Consider the following 20,600-nt stretch of genomic DNA (forward strand, 5'->3'; position numbering starts at 1 on the left):
ATTATTTACTGGTTACTCTACACTGATTACTGATCACTGAATACTGATCACTAAACACTGATCACTGACCACTAAAAAACTACTCCACCGTAATAAACCGCAACTGCTCTAAATCACCATTGTAAATATTAACATCAACATTTCCTTTTATTCCAGGGACAGCTGCTTTTTCAGTAAATTGCCAAAACAACCAGTCGGAATCAATTTTCTCTCTGTAAAAATTATAGTTGGCAATCCAAAAAAGATAGTCACTAAACTCATCCTTTAAAAAATCATCATAATATTTTTCACCGGTATAAATGATAGGTTTTACTTTATAATGCAATTCCACCGCTTTTAACCAGCGCTTCAAACCTAGTTTCAAGCTGTCTAAGGATTGGTTTTTAGGTAATTTTTCAATGTCTAAAATAGGTGGTAAATCCCCTTTTTGAAGTGTAACCGTTTTAATAAAAAGCTCCGCTTGCTCGATAGAGTTTTCATTGGGACGGTAATAATGATAGGCGCCCCGAATCATTTTATTTTTTTTGGCGCCAAGCCAATTCCGCTTAAACTGAAGATCTTTTCTGTCTTTTCCCACGGTTGCACGGATAAACACAAAGTCTAAAGGATATTTATTTTCTAAAGTGTCCACATAAGACCATTGAATTTTACCTTGGTATTCAGAAACATCCAAACCGATACTCTTTCCGTCACTTTTTTCCAGAACCTGAAAATTTCGAACATCTGAAATACGTTTCGCTTCGGCTTCTTCCTTTAGAATTTTATCCGATTTAAAACTGAAATAATAGGCTATTCCATTGCGATAATGATATCCAATTCCAATAAGAACCAGCAAAAAAAAAGCAGCAATCGATAAACGTATACCCTTGGCAGAGAAAACAGACGCTTTCTTTTTTGGTTTACGAATCGATACAGTTCGCTTTCTGACTATCTTTTTTCTCATGCAAAAAACTACTTTATTAAATCTTTAGGTACAATTATTCAGAACTTTTGTTCGAGGCCTAATTTTTTACAAAAAAAGCAATATAAAATGACATTCTATGTTTTTATTAAATTATAAATCAAATTGCTATTATTTACGAGATTCAACCGTCCTTAACTTCAGCAGTCGAGCGTCAAATATTTGAAGACATGAAGAAATAGCAATAGCAACAACTGATCCTCTACCCGCCCTTATCTTTTTACACCAAAAAATCACGGTAAGGATTTCAGCGCTGGCAGCAGGGAGTGACCCCCGAGTCGAGTGTGAAACACGAGCGGCTGGGGTCGCGATAGGCAAATTCGTCCGATGATTTTTGGGATAAAAATATTCAGGCTTGACTTTTTGTTTCTTTTGTATCAAGACAAAAGAAAAAATTAAAAAAAATAATAACCAATGAATATTTTTTGTTTCTTTTGAAATCATGAATTCACGAACTACAATAAATTATTAACTCGTGAGTAATCAAGACAAAAGGAAAAATGATGTTCAGATAAAAAATAGTTTGTAACAACTGATCCTCTACGCGCCCTTATCTTTTTACACCAAAAAATCACGGTAAGGATTTCAGCGCTGGCAGCAGGGAGTGACCCCCGAGTCGAGTGTGAAACACGAGCGGCTGGGGTCGCGATAGGCAAATTCGTCCGATGATTTTTGGGATAAAAATATTCAGGCTTGACTTTTTGTTTCTTTTGTATCAAGACAAAAGAAAAAATTAAAAAAAATAATAACCAATGAATATTTTTTGTTTCTTTTGAAATCATGAATTCACGAACTATAATAAATTATTAACTCGTGAGTAATCAAGACAAAAGAAAAAATGATGTTCAGATAAAAAATAGTTTGTAACAACTGATCCTCTACCCGCCCTTATCTTTTTACACCAAAAAATCACGGTAAGGATTTCAGCGCTGGCAGCAGGGAGTGACCCCCGAGTCGAGTGTGAAACACGAGCGGCTGGGATCGCGATAGGCAAATTCGTCCGATGATTTTTGGGATAAAAATATTCAGGCTTGACTTTTTGTTTCTTTTGTATCAAGACAAAAGAAAAAATTAAAAAAAATAATAACCAATGAATATTTTTTGTTTCTTTTGACATCATGAATTCACGAACTACAATAAATTATTAACTCGTGAGTAATCAAGACAAAAGGAAAAATTAGTAAGTCATGATTTTTTACTTTCAAAAAAACGTCAATGGTAGTTTTTTTTTGTGCCGTAAAATAAAACAAAAATGCATCCAAAAATAATGAACTGAAGAAAAAACCATCAAAAACCAACGGACTACTTTATTGCCATTTTATTATTTAGCACCGACAGTAAAATATAAAGTATAATCAATAACGGAATCCCTAAATACTGAAAGAAAAATAACAACAATAGAGAAAGAGATAAAAACACAATTTGAAGTGCATTGTCTTTAAAATTAAACTTTTTAAGTTTTAAAGAAAATAAAGGAATCTCCGCATTCAGGATATAAGCACTTAATAACGTTATGGCAAATAAAATCCATTGATTAGTCAAAATTTCCAGTGTGAATATAGAATCTGAATATTTCAAAACCAAAGGCAGACTCAGAATAAAAAGTGCATTCGCGGGCGTTGGCAAGCCTATAAAAGAATCTGTTTGACGGGTGTCGATATTAAAGTTAGCCAAGCGATAACAGGAACCTAAAGTAACAATGAACCCCAAATAAGGAATCATAGGATGAACTGAAATCTCATGTTGACTGCTTGAAAGCAAAAAAAACATAACAAATCCAGGCACTACGCCACTGGTTACCATATCTGCCAAAGAATCTAATTGTAAACCCAGCGGGCTCGAAACTTTGAACAATCTGGCAAAAAAACCATCGAAAAAATCTAAAAATATACCAAGACAAACAAAATAAAAAGCCATTTCAAAATCCTGTCTTGAGGCAAAAACGATTGCAATACAGCCACAAAAAAGGTTGAGTAAGGTAATTAAATTCGGGATGTGCTTTTTAATATTCATAGTTCGACAGTTTAGCGTTTCAATGTTGGCAAATTTAACATAATAAGTGAATGAGAAGTACGTTTTTTACTAGAGATTTTAAACAGCGATTTCCACTTTACCATTTATTTGACAAAAGGAAGAAATAAGCTCAGTAAAAAATTATATTTTTGATAAAAATTAAACAGACTTTCTGTCTGTAAAAAAAGTTCCTTTGAAAAAAGCTTTCTTATTTCTGTTGCTGTCGGTTTGCATTTCTACTTACAGTCAAGCCGTCAGAAAATACTCTAACGAGTTTATGAATATTGGCGTTGATGCCGCTGCATTAGGCATGTCAAATACCGTTGTTGCATCCACCAATGACGTAAATTCTGGCTATTGGAATCCTGCGGGCTTAATTCATCTTGAGGATCACCAAATATCGTTAATGCATGCTAATTATTTTGCTAACATTGCCCAATACGATTATATGGCCTACGCCAGTCCAATCGATGACCGAAGTGCTTGGGGAATTTCATTAATCCGTTTTGGTGTAGATGATATTTTAAATACAACCGAATTGATTGACAGCCAAGGTAATATTGACTACAACCGAATCAGTCTTTTTTCTACTGCCGATTATGGTTTTACGTTTTCCTACGCCCGAAAATTACCGGTTCCGGGATTTCAATACGGCGTAAATGCTAAAGTGATCCGAAGAATCATCGGGAAATTTGCCAATTCGTGGGGCTTTGGTTTTGACGCCGGTTTACAATTCGAAAAAAATAATTGGCAATTTGGATTAATGCTCCGCGACATTACAACTACCTACAATGTTTGGAATATTGACGAGGCCGAATACAAAAAAATTTCCGATGCCATCCCTGGTCAAAATCAGGAATTACCGGAAAGCACGGAGATTACTGCTCCAAAAGCACAATTGGGAATAGCCAAGAAATTTATTATACATTATGATTACAGTATTTTGGCTGCTGCCAATATGAACATGCGCTTTACCAAAACCAATGATGTTATCTCCACTGATTTTGTCAGTATTGATCCCGCGATAGGATTTGAATTTGGCTATACCGATTTGGTTTTCTTGCGTGCAGGCGTAGGGAATTTCCAAAACGTGCAACAACTGGATAACAGCGAAAAAGTGGGTTTTCAACCTAATATCGGATTAGGATTTAAATACAAAGGCATTCAAGTAGATTATGCCCTAACCGATTTAGGCAACCAAAGTACTGCTTTGTATTCGAATATTTTTTCGGTAAAAGTGGATTTAAGTCTTTTTAGAAATTAAACTGTTGTCCCGTATAAAACAAAATCTACCGCCAATTCACTAATTAAAAAAAAGAAAATAATTAACGCATTAGCGGTACAACAATACATAATAATGTGTCATGCGAATTAAGGGTTGAAATTTGCCATTGGGCACTACATTTTGGTGGATAAAGAAATCGAAACGAATTTAGCGTGCCGTAGGTACGCAACAAAAACAATAGCAGTTGCGTACCTACGGCACGCGAACAAATTTTAAATTGAAATTCTACCGATATCTAGTGGCTAACGGCACAATAAAAGGTACTTAAATCCTTGATTCCGATGAATATATAAAAAGTGAAACGCACTTATATTGTCTTTGAAAATAAAAAACCTATGCTTCTATTTGTTTAAAAATAATTAGCGTATTAGCGGTGAAAACTACAAGTAACTAGTAGCGAACTTCACGTAATCTTTTATTTACGATACTGATTTACACAAAACAATTAGTAAAATTCCACTTAACTTTTGCTGAACTAAAAAATCCATGTAAATTTGTTCACTCTGTGTTACAAGTGTTCCTATTTAATACTATTCCCAAATGAATATAACTTCTTTAAAGAAAATTTCCTTTTTTATACTCTTGTTTTTAACTGTAAACTATAGTTTTGGACAAAACCTTTTACTGTCAAAAGAGGGGCATGTCAGCGTAATTACTTGCGGAACCGGGAATGAATCCTATTCGCTTTTTGGACATACGGCGATTCGCATAAGCGATCCCTTCAACAATATTGACGTCGTATATAATTATGGTGCTTTTGATTTTGGCACTCCTAATTTTGTATTGAAATTCATAAAAGGAGATTTACAATATTTTGCTGTCGCCAATTCCTATGCCGATTTCATCAATCAATACCAGTACGAAAAAAGATCTGTGTACGAGCAGGAATTAAACATTGCGCCAAATCTAAAACAAAAATTATTTGATAATTTGAATACTTCTTTGGCTTCTGGAGAAAGTCATTACACTTATAAATTTATTGATAAAAATTGTACGTCTATGGTCGTTGACATTATCAATAAAACACTGGATACCGTTGCCATTGTAAAAAAAACGGACACCGATATTACATACAGAACCATACTCTATCCTTATTTTGACAATCATTTTTATGAAAAATTAGGTACCAGCATTATTTTTGGAAAAAAAGTAGATGAGTTGGGAACGCAAATCTTCCTACCGTTTGAATTACAGAAAAGTTTAAAAAAGGTCTCTTTTCAAAATCAACCGCTTGCCCGAGAAAACAAAACCATACTTGAATTTGGTAAAGAAATGAATACTTCTTGGTGGAATAATGTATATACGTATCTTTTATTTCTTGGTTTTGTTATTTTAATAAATAAGAAAAGTGTAGCTGCTTTTTATCTTACTATTATGGCCCTATTAGGAGTATTCTTTCTGTTTGCGGGATTTTATTCGTTTCATCAGGAACTAGCCTATAATTATAATATGTTACTGTTTAACCCAATCTTACTGTCCCTTCTTTATTTATACCATACTAAAAATAGAAAATGGCTTTACAATCTGGCGTTATTCAATCTTTTATCGTTGTTGATTTATTTGGTTATCATGATTAACAAAGCGCATCTTATGATTGTATTGCCTCTCGTAATTACCAGTGCAGTATTATTAGTGAGATTGGCGATTCAAAATAGAAAACGAGTTCCCATAATTATATGATTATCAGCCTAACCCTCTCCAAAAGAGAGGGAATAAAGAAGTGGAAGTATTGATTTAGATAATTTTTGGATTATCTACTCTTTTTGAAAAACACACCCCTAACCCCTTTAACTCCCTATATTATTTTGTTTGGAGTCGTTGAATCTTCGATTTCAAGAGGGGAATTGTGAAGTGGAATTACTTTTTTAAAATGCTTTTGGATTTTGAAATGATTTTTGAAAAACACACCCCTAACCCCTCTTAAGAGGGGAATTGAGAAGTGGAATTTCTTCTTTAAAATTACTTTTACATTTAGAGAATACTTTTTGAAAACACACCCGCAACATGTTCTTGAGAGGAATTGAAAAGTGGAATTACTTCTTTAAAATGCTTTTTCTTTTTAGCCCTATTTGTTATGAAAACCAGAAAGAATACAATCACGAAATCGTATTCCCCTCTTGAAATCGAAGATTCAACGACTCCAAACAAAATAATATAGGGAGTTATAGGGGCTAGGGGTGTGTCCGATAGGTGGAGCTACAATTTTTTTCTCATATTCAAAAACATAAAACTCAATAGCACGCAATACGTTTTCCATATCCCTCAAAACCTGTTCATCACTAAAACGTAAAACAGTTATTCCTAATTGATTCATTCGCTTTTCTTTCAATGTATCTTTGTTATATACTTCTAGAAACTCATGAGAATAACCATCTACCTCTATTCCCAACATCAATTCGTAACAAAAAAAGTCCAGAATATAATTATCGATAGGCTTTTGACGATGAAAATCGTAGCCATACATTTGCTTCCCCTTCAATTTTAACCAAAGAAATATCTCTATTTCAGTAGAATCATTTCTAAGTTTCTTTGCAAATGCTATCAATTTTGCGTTGTATGGTATTATTTTTCTTTTCGCCATAGACTATTTTTATCCTTATAAAAATAGTTTTTTTAGTGATGTGTTTGTGTAGATGGAAATAAAAAGACAGTCTCTAACTGATTATTTTATTTAACTCAAGAAAAAACACACCCCTAGCCCCTCTCAAGAGGGGAATTGAGAAGTGGGATTACTTCTTTAAAATTACTTTTAGATTTTAAGAATGCTTTTTGAAAAATACACACCTAGGCCCTCTCAGGAGGGGAATTAAGAAGTGGAGTGACTTATTTAAATAACTTTTAGGTTTTAAAACTATGTAATATGAGAAACATAAAGAAACGATTTACGAAATCGCATTCCCTCTTGAAATCAAAAATTCAACGACTCCAAACAAAATAATATAGGGAGTTATAGCTGCTAGGGGTGTGTCCTTTAAAATCGCATAATTTGTATATTAACTATTCAACATTATCCGTAAATTTTGAACATGGAATTTGGAATATTGAAGAAGGAAGTTTTACGATTGTATGGACAGATTTAATAAAATAAATTATTTCGTTACCTCTTAATAAATAATAATAATAATAATAATAATAATAATAATAGATAATAAATCTACTGTCCTCTATAAAACAATACCGTCGTAATGGTCTTAAAAGCAATACTCAAATCCAAGAAAATACTCCTATGTTTAATGTAATAAAGGTCGTATTGCAACTTAATTAAACTATCGCTAATGGTATCGCCGTAGGAATAATTTACTTGTGCCCAACCGGTAAGACCTGGTTTTATAATATGTCTGGTTTCATAAAAAGGCATTACTTCAGCTATTTCCTTAACAAAAAAAGGACGTTCGGGACGCGGACCTATAACGGCCATATCGCCTTTAAGAATATTGATAAATTGGGGAAATTCATCTATCCTGGTTTTCCGTAAGAATTTTCCAAAACCAGTTATCCTTGAATCATTGACAGTGGTAAAAACCGCTCCGTTAGTTTCGGCATTACTGATCATCGTACGGAATTTTAAAATTTCAAACACAATCCCATCTCGACCAACTCTTTCTTGGGTATAAAACAACTTCCCTCTGTTTCCTATCGCATTACCTAGTACTATTATTGGAAACAAAATCAGGCCAACAGTCAATCCAAGTATGGAAATACCTATTTCAAAAAGTCGCACCACTAATAAATATAGTTTATTGTTATTGCTTCTGCTAAAAGGAAAATAGCGGTAAAAATCTTTCGACATATAATGCACCGGAATACGTTGTGTCTTGCTTTCGTACACTTGAGTATACTCCCTAATAATATTTCCGGTCTCTAATAATTGAAGTAATTGTTGGTACAATTCAGTAGTGATCCCTTCTGTTTTTTGGGACGCAATCACAATTTCAGAAATCGAATTTTCTTTGACAAATGAAAACAAATCGTCTCTCTTAATTTGTTGTACATATTGGTAGTCCGTCATATTCTCTTGGGCAGCATCGGCACTAACGAACGCAATGATTTTATAATGTGGGTCTATGTTTTCCAATCCTAAAATCAACTCTTCCACCTGCTCCTGATCACATATTAATAAGGCATTTTGAAGAAACCTATTAGAGGCTAGAAACTTCACATAAATCATACGCCAAAAAAATAACGACAAAAAGACAACTAAATAAAACAAGAAAATTTGTATTCTTTTGGAAGGCAATTCAGGAGTAAAAACAGGGGTAAGCAAATAGATGGAAACCGTGGTTGTGGCAGTAAGAAGAGAACTTCTGGATACTTGAAATTGATTACTGGCCACTTGAAGGTTATACATTTCGAATATAGTGCCAAAAAGACTGAGGTAAATCGCTAAAACTAAAGTCCAATAAAGATTGGTTGTGATACTGCTGAAATAGTCAAAATTAAAAAAATAGCCTACTATAAACAACGCTGTCAAGACACCTAAAACATCAAAAAGACGAAGAATCATCTTCCTTTCTGATATTTCAAAATGCATTTTGTCTATTGATAACATGTTTCTAATTCTGGTTTGAGCTGCAATTTAGCCATTTTGAACTCATATCATTCGAAGAAATGTTAATTTTTTTAACAAATTTATTTTTTAACGAAGTAATTTATTTATTAGTGGAGAATTAGCAATGTAATAGAACAAAAAAGAAATACAAAATCCAACTTATAAATCAACACTCTCCAAATTTTCGACTCTTTTTAGTCCCAAAGCTTCGGGAGGGGTAAAACGAAAATTGGGATGGAGTAAAACATAAGTCCTAAATTTTCGGCTCCCTTTAGGGACGGGGTAAAACGAAAATTATGAAGAAGCAAAACTAAAATAGCTGAATTTCTTTTTTTGCCTTCCCCTCCCGAAGCTTCGGGACTAAAGGGTGCAAAAAAAAAAAATACACTATCGAAGATACGAATCAACAAATTCTAAATTTTCGAGACATCAACTTAATACTTAATACCTAATACTTAATACGCTTCTAATCTTCACTCTTCCTTTTTAACTTTTGTAGGACTCCCTAGCTGCACATTCAACAAAGACAGCGAATAGACAAAGGCAGGTGCTGCGGTCCGCATAGCGGCATGATTAATCGTCAACAACCAGAACAAAACAAAACACAACAAATACATATTGAACTTATTTTCTAAATACAAAACCAGCGGGGTAAAAAATAAAATCAATAAGGCCATAACCCCCAAAGAACCATGCTCTCCCAACATACGGGTAATTTCATCATGGGATAAAACACTGGTTCCCGTTTCAGCTAAACGAACTTCAGTACCCTTTCCAACGCCTACACCAAATATAGGATTCTTCAAAAACATATCAATTTCACTTTTAGCCACTTCCTCACGACCGGTAAATCTATCTTCCTTCGTTCTTCCTTTCGCATCTTGATTGGCATACCGTTTATTGATGAGCCCTCCCGTCTGAAAAGAGGTATAACCCCAAGTAGCCATAAGCGCTAATGTCATCAAGACAACAATATAATTCAGTTTCACTCGGCCACTATAATTGGACTTAAAATATAGAAATAGTAATAAAAGTACAATCATTAGAAATCCTGTAATCATTCCCCCACGGGAAAAAGTAATCATACCGCGATAAGCAATATTCAAAGCAAGTATTAAATTAATCACTACTTGAAATTTTGTTTTGGATTCTATTATAACTCTGGAGAAAAAAATAAACATTCCTAACCCTAAAACAGTTGCCACCTGATTCGGACCATACCCCCCCGAAGTCTCAAAATTAGATTGTGTACTTGTAATGACATCCCGAATATCAGGGGTGTAAAATGTTAAATAGATCATACAGCTAATAATAGGCAGCCCCATACTGAGCAGTATGTCGTTCATTTGCTCTGCTGGCAGTTTACGCCTGTAAGTATATAATGATGCTATTCCTAAACATACCGGACCCGAAATGTTAAAAGCTATCGTTGTTCTAATATCAGTGTCAAAATCTAATACAAATACAGACAACACTACGCTAGGAACCAACAATAACAAAAACAACCAATAGGGCGCAGCCCCCTTGGAGAATCCACTGAAATACATTCCGATGAAAATAAAAACCATCACCCCATATTTTGTAATTTCATATAATGGATTACCACCAGTCATCCTTAAGAAAACTTCACTGCCGACTACATAAGCAGCTACAATAAGTGCTTCATTATTCCTGTTTTGCTTTTTGATAATGTACAATACTCCAAATATAAAAATAGAATAACCATATATTTTAGTGGTAAAAGGCAATAGGTATCCCATTGCACCAATAGCAACATGGAAAAGAATTAAATAGAGATAGGAAAGATCCTCTTTTTTCATTTGTAACTATATTTACTAATAAGTATCATAGACTATAATATAAAACTAGAAATACGAAGCAGATGTCAAAATCAATTTATTGTACATCCGAATTATTAATTTTGTTAAGTAAACTAAAATATTTCTCCATAAACATTGTAGAGCCATAATTTTTAATAATGTTATGATTTAAACCTTCTGCTTTTTTATTTGCTACTATTTTATCCGAAAGCGCCTCTTTAATCGCAATTGCTAATTCTTGTGGTGACTTAGAGGGTACAACCCAGCCAAATTCTCCATTCCCCAGTACTTCTTTGCATTGGCCGACGTCTGTACAAACGACAGGTAATCCTGCTAAACCATATTCTAAAAGCGACACTGGCAATCCTTCGCTTACAGAGCTAAGCACCCCCACGTCTGCTTTACTTAAAAGTTCAGAAATATTTATAACAGGACCTAAAAAAACAACATCGTTGTTAAGGTTTAACAAAGTCACCTTTTTTTTAACTTTTTCAACCCACTCTTTATCTTCTAATGAACCCGCTAAATGCAATTTAAATTTAATATTTTCATCTTTCAACAATGCGCATGCTGCAATTAAATTAAGATGGTCTTTTTGGTCTCTAATATTGGCTAAACACAAAATTACTGGAATTTCATTGTGGCTTTTTTGATCTACCTGAATCAACGGGAAATTTGGAATATAAGCAATGTACTTTTTATTTATTTTTAAATTTTGAATATTCCAGTCTTTGATTTTATCGTTTACGCAAATCACTCCATCCATTAAAAAAGAAAAAAACTTAATGATTTTCCTGTCAGAATCTTTTAATAAATCACTAAAACCCCAGTGATCATGCCAAATAACAGTTATCCCCGGAATTAGTGATTTTAATATAAAAGCCCAATAAATTGAAGTTTGATGTGCATGAATGATGGATGGTCTATATTTTGAAATTAATTTGAAAAGTTTGAAAAATGCAAAACAATCTAAAACACCTTTCTTGTTTAAGAATACCACATTATCTTTTTCATTAATAAAATTATAAATAGGGCCAATATTTCTAGAAACAACCAGATAATTCTGAATATTACTAGAAGTGAGTGCATTATAAATATTGGCACTCATTCGCTCGGTCCCACCAATATCTAATGAATCCACAATTTGAAGTATTTTATAATTCTTTTCCATTTTTTTATAAAATTCCTTCAGCAATAACAATTAAACTACTCCCAAAAATTTTAGAAAACAGATATGGATTTATCATTAAAAGACTATATTTAAACGGGTATGCTATTTTTTGCAAAACAGTAGTGTTATTTGAGGGTGCATTAATTGAATCAATAGAATAATCGTAATCCACAATTTTCAAACCCGAAAATGTTATTAGGTTAAAAGCCGAATTAACGTTCAAAAAAACCAAATGTCCTGGATCTTTAATTTTTTTCTTTTGTAAATTTCTAACATTTACGGATAAGCAATCCTCCAATGGGATATGCATAACTACATATTTTGCTCTTTTCCCAACTTCGGTCAAAAAAGATATTGGATTAGGTACATGTTCAAAGACATCATTTAAGGTTACTAAATCAAATTTTTCAGTTGATTTAGTGAAATCTTGAAATAAAAATTCAACATTATCATAATTTAATTTTTTAACATGCGGAGAGACATCAAAACCTTTTAGAGTTTGAAGAGACTGAAAATTCATTTTTAATTCCATCCCTAATAACTTAATTATTTCTCCTGAACCACAACCCACATCTGCATAGGAGGATAGCTGAATATTATTAGTTTTTAAATAGTTAAATAATACTTTTTTAATCGATTTTACTTTATATATAGCATCCTCACTATGGCGGTTTGGGTTTTCAAAATAAATACCTTCTGAATACATATCAATTTATTTTATTAGAGAAAAAAGCAATATACACTAATTTGTCATTAATTTATTAATTTCCTGCTCAAACAAATTTAAAGTATATTGTTGCGACCATTTTTGCGCAGAAATAGCAGTTGATGTGTACTTTTCTTTATTTGATATATAAGTTAAAATTTGTTTTAAATCCATTTCAATATCCATTTGCAACAACAATCCTCTTTTACCATAATCCAGCATAAACGGCACACAGGATACTGGAGTCGCTAAAGGAATGCACCCCCAAAACATTCCTTCGGCAACCACTTTTGGCCAACCTTCACTATCGGATGGTAAAACTACAAAATGACTCTTTTGATAGGCACTTTTAATTGTTTCTGATGTTTGATTTCCTTTCAATGAAACTATCTTTTCTAATCGATGTGCACTAATGTATTTTTCCAAAATGGCACGTTCAATTCCTTCCCCATATAAATCCAAGTGAACCTCATATCCTTTTTTTGATAATACTTCCACCAATTGAATGGCATACAAAGGATTTTTACCTAGTACCAAAGTCCCTACAAAAATGAAATAAATCCGTGTGGTAACTTCTTTGTTCAAAATAGGAGTTTTTTCCGCTTCATAATAAGAGGCTGTAAAAAATGATTTTATATTTTTAGTACTTCCTTGCCATTCCCCATACACCAGCACCTTCATATTTCTCGTTAAAAAAGTATTGCTCAAAATCCATTTTTGCAATTGATAGGTTAAAGGTTGCTTGAATTTCGGATCCCAGTTCCCGGCATATTTAGCAGTTTTGGGCTTATTAGGAAACACTATTTGAACCAAACATCCCAACAAACCTATATTCCCCGGACATCGTAAATGAATATGATCCGCTTTTTTCATCGCTTGAACTATTTTCCAAGCAATTTTAGGAGTCTTAAAAACAGTTCTAAAAACACTTTTCAAACTTAAAATATCAAAATTTTCAACGGCAATGAATTCAATATTTGGGTGCTCATAAGCACCGTCAATAGCCGACTTAACGATAGTAGATTTTGGTGCAACCACAGTGAGTTTGTTCACCTGCTTCGACCAAATATTCATTTCGCGAACATATGGCCCATAAGCAAAAAATCGATTCCCTTCCATGAGGTGAGGAACATGAGTAATGATAACAAAAGTCATTGTTTTTTGACTTTTGGCGTATTAAACAATAAACTCCACCAGCCAACAGTTCTACCCAAGGCTTCCGTTAATGCTTCCTTTCGTTTATTTGTTGTTACTGCATTGCTAAATCGAATCAATGTCAATAGTATAGTAATGGAATTCCATTTTATTTTTGCGTTCAGTAAGGGGTTTGGGTTTTTAACTCTCCAAACATACCAACCGTTTCGCACTACCATTTTCCCATATTTATATTGATTGGGTCTTCCGGAAGCCTCATGACAATGATGTAATCGAGCAGCTGTGTTTGAATATAATTTACCAGTTTTTGCTACTCTGATAGAAAAATCAGCATCTTCATACAAGCCATAGCCTTCAAAATAAGTGGAGAATTGTAGTGTTTCAAAGATTTTTTTTCTATACGAAGAAACTCCTCCCATCAATTGTTCCACTTCATAAATTTTTCCGCTTGGCGGCAAAAAGCCAACACTTCGTCCATGCGAATATAAAGTTGAAAAACCAGGAGGGCAATCGCTGTCTAATCCCAACTTTTTTCTCATTATAAATCGGCTGCCGTCTTTGCGTTTCCATCCATCAAAATAAAATTCATTAATTGTAGGCTCATAATCGTTTCCAACAAATTCGCACTTAGTTTCGTCTATGATATACCCTCCCGCACCCAAAGCCTCGGGATGCAGTTCATAGGTTTTTAATAATTGCTCAAAATAATCTTGCTCCAAAACGATATCGTCATCTAGGAAACAAATTATATCGATATCATGCTTTACTTTAGCAATTCCATAATTCCTTTGTTTGGTAAGTCCCCTATATTCTTTTGAAACAAGAAAATAACTTAGATTTTTAAAATTATTCTCTTTAAGGACAAGTGTGGTTTCCTTATTTGTGGAACCATCTATAATTAGAATTTCGTCTGGATAAAGCGTTTGTATCTGTACTGATTGCAATAATTTCATCAATGGTAAAGGTCGTAGATAAGTACAGACAATTAAAGAAAACTTCATGTTCTTGTTTTTAAATGATTGGCCCAAAAAACGCTTTGATTCCACTGTTTCTTGAAATGAATAAAATAGCGGTATGGGTTTTTAATCTTTTGATGGCGATAATACTTAAAAAATAACGTTGTTTTATATCCCAAAAATTGTTCGGTGGTATTGTTTCTAAGAATATACAACATTACGGTTGGTGATGGCTTGGGCTGAATGATATCTTGATGCCATTCTAAAACTGGCTTTGTCCTAAAACCACCAATGGGTGCTTTTAAATGTAAAATTTCTGGATTAGGTAAATACAAAACATCATATCCCTGATTCCGTAATTGCATCCCAAAATCACTGTCTTCACCGTAACCAAATTCCAAACCCATATTGAATCTAACTTTATTTAACAGATTTCTTTTAACTACACTATTCCCTGCTCCAAAAGTAGGCCACTGTATTATATTTAAAAATATTTTGGATTCGTTTTTTTGAGGATATGAAGTTGTAACTACGGGACTACCATATTTTTTTATATTATCAAATATGTCCTTCAATAAATTAGGTTCAAAACGATTGTCATCATCGGCTAGAAAAACCCATTCACTTTCCGTTTGATCTAATGCTAAGTTTCTGGCATTACAGGCCCCTGATTGATGAATAAAAAAATGTTGAATCTTAAATGGCCACTTTTCTTCATAAATATAATCCAATTCACTTTTACTTAATGGCTCTGGATTTTGTTCGATAATAATAATTTTATGAGGCAATAGGGTTTGTTTGGAAAAATCAATCAATACATCATACAAATAGTTTGCTCTGCCAATAGTTGGAATAATTACATCTATCGTTGCAATATCAATGAGTCTTCTGGAGGATTCGACTACTATACCTTCCAAGTTGATCTTTACATTTTTTCTATTTTTATAAAAAAAAGAAAAAATCATTGGAATTAAAGGAAACTTCCTTTCGTGAACCATTAAATTTATAAGCAATAAAAAAATCCATCTTGTTTTATAATGCTGTTTTATGTAACGAAAAAGCGTGTAGCTTGATGCCTGATGCGAAGTTATTCTTTGCTGCTGTTTTAAAAGTTGGGGCTCCGAATAGCATAACAATCCAAGTGGCATTGCTACTTTCGCAATAGAATTTAAATAATAATCAAAATCAGCATCCCTCTCCACTTTATTCCGTATCGCATTTACGACAGACGCATGCACGACGCCGACAAAACTGCTCATTTGCCAGGTAGGGTAGCACACCTTTTTATTAATATTAATAAATAAAGACTCTTCAACATATCCTATCCTTCGATCTAAAAAATTAAAACTGTCAGCAGAATAAGATAACATCATTTTATTGTGATGCAACAAAGCTGGAATTACTTCTAAATTGAGCTGCTCTTTTGCCGTTGCATTACACCAAATTATTATTTCAGAAGGAAATTGTTGTGCTAAAATATGCAATCCATCGGCAATAGTTCCCTTAAAATCAAATTCTATTGTTTGATTATCCGATGTTGCTACTTCAGTAATTTTTGAATTCAAATGATATACTACAATCAAAACTTACTTTGTTAAGGATTTATAAAATAACAAACTTTGTTGTGCTACTATTTCAACACTAAATTTTTCAATCACTTTTTTTCGTGCTGCTACACCAAAATCATTTTGCAATCCTTTATTATCAAGTAATTCTATAATTCGATTGGCGTATTCCACATGATCGGTAGGATGAACTAAAAAACCATTTATACCATCATCAATTACCTCCGTTGCCCAACCAATTTTGGAAGCGACTATTGCTTTTTCCATCGCCATTGCCTCGATCCAGGAAACCGGCAAAGCTTCTGCAAATGTTGGAAAAACACATACCGCCGCTGCATCAATGTGTTTTTTTATTTCCTCATACGGAACGACACCCATATAAACAACGTTGGCTAAGGCCTCCGGAGTGAATAATTCCTGCATCATCTTCCGAGTAGAAGAATTTCCAGATATAATATCGGAAACATCTTTTCCTACCAAAATCAATTTAGCTTCATGATTTTTTCGAACTACTTCATTAAAAATCAAAGGCAGCTCCAGCAATCCTTTCTTCCTAATAAGACTTCCAAAATAAAGTATATTCCCTACCCCCCAACCGCCCAAGGATGGCTTTACCATAATAGTGCTATTATTTAATAGCAAACAATTATTTTCCGCAGTTTCTCTACCATGAAATAAGGTGGTATCGATTCCATTAGGGATGATAGTAAATTGTTTTTCTAAACCAAAAACTTCATTAGTCAAATCGGCTGTAAACTGACTTACCGAAAGCAGTCCATTCGCTTTTTCCAAGGCCCGTTTTTCATGAAATTTATTAATCCATTTCACCGGGCGCTGGTCTAAATGACAAAAATAAGTGTCCGAACCATTTAACCGAATAACAATGGGACATTTTTTAGGAGTAATAAAAGAAGTAATTCCTGTCCAATCTGCCGCTTCTACCAAATCGATTTCCTTATTCTGGTATAATGTATCGATGATACGTTCTAGTTTTTTTTGTGTAAGATACCACGACAATCCCTTGAATTTTACATTTTTTATCTGTTCAACACAAATACCGTTATCATCGAAGCTATTTTCTTCTTTTTGACCATACACTAAAACACGCACCGAACATCCTTGCTGCATCAATCCCATCGCCAGGTTTTTGATACTCGTACCAATGCCTCCAGAACTGCCAGTATTAGCGTGAGGATATTCAGGGGTTAAGAACGCTATTTTCATTTGATTTTTGATTGAAGATTAACGGTTTTTGATTGCAGATTTAGAGCATAAGGACCTTAGTTGCTCAATGCCTTTTAGTCCCTTTATCAAAAAAATCCTTTATAATTCTTGTCGTGAACATTCTTGCTCCTTTTTCATTCATGTGACCGCAGGAAGAGAAATACTGATCACCCTCTACCGCATTTTCATAATTGCAAATTTCAGGATAAATTTGCTGCACCTTTTCAAAATAATCCAAGCCTTTTACATTAGTACACATAGGCGTCATCACAGCAATTAGTCTGATATTATTGGCCGTACAAATGCGTCTTATTTCTTCATAGTATTTATTGTGTATGGGTTTTAAAGCGGTAATATCATTTTTCATATTACCCTTTTTATTCCCTAGTGCATGAAAACCTCCCTTTTTTAAAGTATTCGTTGGTTCTTTTCTTGCTGTTTTATACATCTCCCGAAAACCTATAGGAGCATCAAATTCCAAATACCGGTAAAATGGAATATAATATAATTTCCAAAAATCTTCTTCTCCCGAAAAATGTTGTTCTATAATTTTAGAACTATGAATATAAGGCAAGAATTTGGCCGAAACGCCCTCCGATCGTTTTTCGTTAGAAATATCCAAATCGGCATCTATAATTATGTTTTTTATCGTGTACTTTCGTTCCACCATTAATTTCAATAGCAACGAGGCTTCAAACAAATGAGAACCACTCATGCCAAAATTAAAGGCTTTGAGTCCTTTATCTTCAAAGAGTTGAGTCACGAAATGATTGTTGGCTCTGGAAGATCCCAAAATCACCACATCATAATTCCGAGCATTTGAATTGTAAACATTGTCAATTTTTCCTCGATTTGAAGACTGCAAATAAACTCCTGTATATACTACATCTAAAACAACTAATAGCACTAATATTGTTGCTAAAATAAGAGCGGTAAAACATATAAATTTTTTCATACTAACTGTTATTCTGAAAACTTTGAAGGAATAATGTCCTATCATTAAAATTAAACCTATACGAAATGTACGTTCATTGAAGAAAACAACAATAAGTAAACAACAACAACTTATATGGCCTTATATTACTTATATGGTTAAAAAACTCCTTCTCTTAAAATTGAAAATAAATAAATTCTTTATAATCTGAATACGTTCCCAATGTGATAATTGCTGCAATACATAATGCTAATTTCAACCAGGAATACTTCCCCGAAATGGGTTCAATAGTCGTTCTACTGTTCCACTCCACGACAATAAAAGCAAAAACCAATAGCAGCAATTCATAACTATATCTTTCATTTTCCAAATATTGCGAAACAAATTTTCGGTCTGTAAAAATTCGCGTTATATAATCAAAAGCTATGGCAATTGATTTTGCCCTAAAAAATATCCAAGCCAAACAAGTAATCGAAAAAGTACTGACTATACTCAAAACAATTTTTAAGGAACTAAAATTCCATTGCAATTGTACTGTCTCTATATTTGAACGATTCTTTTGTAGTAACAATAAAGGTAAAAAATACAAGGCATTGATAAATCCCCAAGCCAGAAACGTCCAATTGGCGCCATGCCAAAAGCCACTCAACAGAAATATCACGAACACATTCCGAACTTGTTTGGCCTTACTGCCCTTGCTTCCCCCCAACGGAATATAGACATAATCCCGGAACCACGAAGACAAGGAAATATGCCATCGGCGCCAAAACTCAGCAATATCTCTTGAGAAATAGGGATAATTAAAATTACGTAACAAATCAATTCCAAACAGCTTAGACATTCCCAAAGCCATATCCGAATAACCCGAAAAGTCACCATAAATTTGGAAGGAAAAATAAAAGGCTCCCAAAATCAACGACAGCGAATTCATGGATTGATAATGATCGAAAATAGCATTGGCATAGGTGGCACAGGTATCCGCAATGACTACTTTTTTAAACAATCCCCAGATGATTTGACATACTCCTTCCTTGGCTTTCGCAAAATCAAATTCTCTTTTCACCTTTACTTGGGGCAATAAATGCGTGGCTCTCTCGATAGGACCAGCCACTAAAAGCGGGAAATAACTAACAAACAACGAATAATCGACAAAATTATATTCGGCTTTTATTCTTTTTAAATAAATATCGATTACGTACGATAATCCATGAAACGTATAAAAAGAAATTCCTACTGGCAAAACTACATTGAGCAACAAAGGACTGGAATGCAATCCAAAACCATTTAGTAATTCCGCAAAGGAACTGGCAAAAAAATTATAGTATTTAAAAATACCCAGAAAGCCCAGATTCAGACTAATACTCAACCAAAACCAAAATTTACGGAAACTTTCTTTTTTTGCTTTTTCAATTCGAATACCGGTATAATAATCTAAAAACGTAGAGAAAACCAATAAGAACAAAAACCGCCAATCCCAACACGAATAAAAATAATAGCTCGCTACAATCAGAAGCGCATTTTGAGTGCTCTTCGTTTTATTAAAAATAAACCAATATAATAGAAATACAATCGGTAAAAAAAGGGCAAAGGCAAAGGAATTAAAAAACATGTTTATTCAAAAATTTAATTAGACAGTCACTTAGACATCTGCGATATTCAATATAGCGTTGCTGGAATTATCAAAACTGCTATTTTACTTGTTAATCAATATTATGTATGTAAAAAGGAGACAAATCTTTATCTATTACGATCATCTTTGGACTGACTGCGGTGAAATAATCAGGAATATTTTCAGTCACTACTGTATTAGCACCAATTGTGACATGATTACCAATAGTAATATTCCCAAAAACACAGGCTCCCGGGCCTACAAAAACATTATTCCCTATTTTAGGGACACCTATATGGGCTCCATAGTTACTTACCCCAAAAGTAATCCCTTGTGAGATATTACAATTATCACCAATAATGGTATCGCCATGAATGACTATTCCTCCAAAATGTCCGACATAAAAACCACTACCTATTTGGGTACGGTAAGAAATATCAAACCCGTATTTCACTTTTAATCTTCGCAACCAGAGAAAGAAAAAATAAAATAAAATTCTATTTTTCTTGCGGTAATATTGTGTTAAACGGAAAATAGTCATAAACTTTAAACCTGGATTAGGCATGATAATAAAAGTCTTAAATAACACAGCAAATCCAATAGTATTAATACCACATCGTTTGTAATCCGATAAAATAGTTTGTAGCAGCAT

The 20,600-nt window shown here is 33.5% G+C and carries 17 protein-coding genes; 2 read left to right on the forward strand and 15 right to left on the reverse strand.

Annotated features, from left to right (window positions below; translation table 11 throughout):
- Positions 1-79: 79 nt before the first annotated feature.
- The 3 genes from H4V97_RS06620 to H4V97_RS06630 all read right to left on the reverse strand — a co-directional run bounded on the left by H4V97_RS06620 (position 80) and on the right by H4V97_RS06630 (position 2,974).
- Positions 80-943 carry a glycoside hydrolase family 25 protein gene (locus H4V97_RS06620; protein ID WP_209549263.1) on the reverse strand — a complete coding sequence of 288 codons (864 nt, stop codon included), beginning with the start codon at positions 941-943 and terminating at the stop codon, positions 80-82.
- Positions 944-1,072: 129 nt separating this feature from the next.
- Positions 1,073-1,405, reverse strand: coding sequence for a hypothetical protein (locus H4V97_RS06625; protein WP_209549264.1), 333 nt, complete (start codon positions 1,403-1,405; stop codon positions 1,073-1,075).
- An 858-nt stretch (positions 1,406-2,263) separates the two neighbouring features.
- Positions 2,264-2,974, reverse strand: a complete 711-nt coding sequence (locus H4V97_RS06630; RefSeq protein ID WP_209549265.1) for a CDP-alcohol phosphatidyltransferase family protein — start codon at positions 2,972-2,974, stop codon at positions 2,264-2,266.
- A gap of 277 nt (positions 2,975-3,251) precedes the next feature.
- Between H4V97_RS06630 and H4V97_RS06635 the strand changes: the two genes are divergently transcribed.
- Positions 3,252-4,238 (forward strand): PorV/PorQ family protein, encoded by a 987-nt coding sequence (locus H4V97_RS06635; RefSeq protein WP_209550283.1) that lies wholly within the window; start codon positions 3,252-3,254, stop codon positions 4,236-4,238.
- A 561-nt stretch (positions 4,239-4,799) separates the two neighbouring features.
- Positions 4,800-5,939 carry a DUF4105 domain-containing protein gene (locus H4V97_RS06640; protein WP_209549266.1) on the forward strand — a complete coding sequence of 380 codons (1,140 nt, stop codon included), beginning with the start codon at positions 4,800-4,802 and terminating at the stop codon, positions 5,937-5,939.
- Positions 5,940-6,390: 451 nt separating this feature from the next.
- Here H4V97_RS06640 and H4V97_RS06645 read toward each other — a convergent pair whose 3' ends face one another.
- The 12 genes from H4V97_RS06645 to H4V97_RS06700 all read right to left on the reverse strand — a co-directional run bounded on the left by H4V97_RS06645 (position 6,391) and on the right by H4V97_RS06700 (position 20,600).
- Complete coding sequence (locus tag H4V97_RS06645; protein WP_209549267.1) at positions 6,391-6,840, reverse strand: endonuclease domain-containing protein; 450 nt, start codon at positions 6,838-6,840, stop codon at positions 6,391-6,393.
- A gap of 573 nt (positions 6,841-7,413) precedes the next feature.
- Entirely contained in the window at positions 7,414-8,808 is a 1,395-nt protein-coding gene (locus H4V97_RS06650; protein ID WP_209549268.1) for an exopolysaccharide biosynthesis polyprenyl glycosylphosphotransferase, read from the reverse strand.
- 473 nt (positions 8,809-9,281) lie between these two features.
- Positions 9,282-10,628: an O-antigen ligase family protein gene (locus H4V97_RS06655; protein ID WP_209549269.1), complete on the reverse strand. Its 1,347-nt coding sequence runs from the start codon at positions 10,626-10,628 to the stop codon at positions 9,282-9,284.
- Positions 10,629-10,704: 76 nt separating this feature from the next.
- The gene (locus H4V97_RS06660) at positions 10,705-11,799 is read right to left on the reverse strand and encodes a glycosyltransferase (protein ID WP_209549270.1); all 1,095 of its coding nucleotides are present in this window, start codon (positions 11,797-11,799) and stop codon (positions 10,705-10,707) included.
- A gap of 4 nt (positions 11,800-11,803) precedes the next feature.
- A complete protein-coding gene (locus tag H4V97_RS06665) occupies positions 11,804-12,505 on the reverse strand; it encodes a class I SAM-dependent methyltransferase (RefSeq protein ID WP_209549271.1) in 702 nt (233 codons plus the stop codon).
- Positions 12,506-12,541: 36 nt separating this feature from the next.
- Entirely contained in the window at positions 12,542-13,660 is a 1,119-nt protein-coding gene (locus tag H4V97_RS06670; protein WP_209549272.1) for a glycosyltransferase, read from the reverse strand.
- Positions 13,657-14,661: a glycosyltransferase family 2 protein gene (locus tag H4V97_RS06675; RefSeq protein ID WP_209549273.1), complete on the reverse strand. Its 1,005-nt coding sequence runs from the start codon at positions 14,659-14,661 to the stop codon at positions 13,657-13,659. Before H4V97_RS06675 ends, H4V97_RS06670 begins: the two co-directional genes overlap by 4 nt.
- Positions 14,658-16,199 (reverse strand): glycosyltransferase family 2 protein, encoded by a 1,542-nt coding sequence (locus H4V97_RS06680; protein ID WP_209549274.1) that lies wholly within the window; start codon positions 16,197-16,199, stop codon positions 14,658-14,660. The genes H4V97_RS06675 and H4V97_RS06680 overlap by 4 nt, the downstream gene beginning before the upstream one ends.
- Before the next feature lie 3 nt (positions 16,200-16,202).
- The gene (locus tag H4V97_RS06685; RefSeq protein WP_209549275.1) at positions 16,203-17,405 is read right to left on the reverse strand and encodes a glycosyltransferase family 4 protein; all 1,203 of its coding nucleotides are present in this window, start codon (positions 17,403-17,405) and stop codon (positions 16,203-16,205) included.
- A gap of 64 nt (positions 17,406-17,469) precedes the next feature.
- Positions 17,470-18,360, reverse strand: a complete 891-nt coding sequence (locus H4V97_RS06690) for a hypothetical protein (RefSeq protein WP_209549276.1) — start codon at positions 18,358-18,360, stop codon at positions 17,470-17,472.
- Between the two features lie 154 nt (positions 18,361-18,514).
- A complete protein-coding gene (locus tag H4V97_RS06695) occupies positions 18,515-19,948 on the reverse strand; it encodes an MBOAT family O-acyltransferase (RefSeq protein WP_209549277.1) in 1,434 nt (477 codons plus the stop codon).
- Positions 19,949-20,039: 91 nt separating this feature from the next.
- Entirely contained in the window at positions 20,040-20,600 is a 561-nt protein-coding gene (locus H4V97_RS06700) for a serine O-acetyltransferase (protein WP_209549278.1), read from the reverse strand.

Source organism: Flavobacterium sp. CG_23.5 (assembly GCF_017875765.1).
Lineage (GTDB): Bacteria > Bacteroidota > Bacteroidia > Flavobacteriales > Flavobacteriaceae > Flavobacterium.

What these genes read in the sequence shown, in the direction of transcription:
- H4V97_RS06630 (WP_209549265.1), bottom strand. Translation starts at nt 2,974, where the DNA reads ATGAATATTAAAAAGCACATCCCGAATTTAATTACCTTACTCAACCTT.
- H4V97_RS06635 (WP_209550283.1), top strand. Translation starts at nt 3,252, where the DNA reads ATGAATATTGGCGTTGATGCCGCTGCATTAGGCATGTCAAATACCGTT.
- H4V97_RS06625 (WP_209549264.1), bottom strand. Translation starts at nt 1,405, where the DNA reads ATGATTTCAAAAGAAACAAAAAATATTCATTGGTTATTATTTTTTTTA.
- H4V97_RS06700 (WP_209549278.1), bottom strand. Translation starts at nt 20,600, where the DNA reads ATGCTGCTACAAACTATTTTATCGGATTACAAACGATGTGGTATTAAT.
- H4V97_RS06655 (WP_209549269.1), bottom strand. Translation starts at nt 10,628, where the DNA reads ATGAAAAAAGAGGATCTTTCCTATCTCTATTTAATTCTTTTCCATGTT.
- H4V97_RS06645 (WP_209549267.1), bottom strand. Translation starts at nt 6,840, where the DNA reads ATGGCGAAAAGAAAAATAATACCATACAACGCAAAATTGATAGCATTT.
- H4V97_RS06670 (WP_209549272.1), bottom strand. Translation starts at nt 13,660, where the DNA reads ATGACTTTTGTTATCATTACTCATGTTCCTCACCTCATGGAAGGGAAT.
- H4V97_RS06660 (WP_209549270.1), bottom strand. Translation starts at nt 11,799, where the DNA reads ATGGAAAAGAATTATAAAATACTTCAAATTGTGGATTCATTAGATATT.
- H4V97_RS06620 (WP_209549263.1), bottom strand. Translation starts at nt 943, where the DNA reads ATGAGAAAAAAGATAGTCAGAAAGCGAACTGTATCGATTCGTAAACCA.
- H4V97_RS06695 (WP_209549277.1), bottom strand. Translation starts at nt 19,948, where the DNA reads ATGTTTTTTAATTCCTTTGCCTTTGCCCTTTTTTTACCGATTGTATTT.
- H4V97_RS06690 (WP_209549276.1), bottom strand. Translation starts at nt 18,360, where the DNA reads ATGAAAAAATTTATATGTTTTACCGCTCTTATTTTAGCAACAATATTA.
- H4V97_RS06665 (WP_209549271.1), bottom strand. Translation starts at nt 12,505, where the DNA reads ATGTATTCAGAAGGTATTTATTTTGAAAACCCAAACCGCCATAGTGAG.
- H4V97_RS06650 (WP_209549268.1), bottom strand. Translation starts at nt 8,808, where the DNA reads ATGTTATCAATAGACAAAATGCATTTTGAAATATCAGAAAGGAAGATG.
- H4V97_RS06675 (WP_209549273.1), bottom strand. Translation starts at nt 14,661, where the DNA reads ATGAAGTTTTCTTTAATTGTCTGTACTTATCTACGACCTTTACCATTG.
- H4V97_RS06685 (WP_209549275.1), bottom strand. Translation starts at nt 17,405, where the DNA reads ATGAAAATAGCGTTCTTAACCCCTGAATATCCTCACGCTAATACTGGC.
- H4V97_RS06640 (WP_209549266.1), top strand. Translation starts at nt 4,800, where the DNA reads ATGAATATAACTTCTTTAAAGAAAATTTCCTTTTTTATACTCTTGTTT.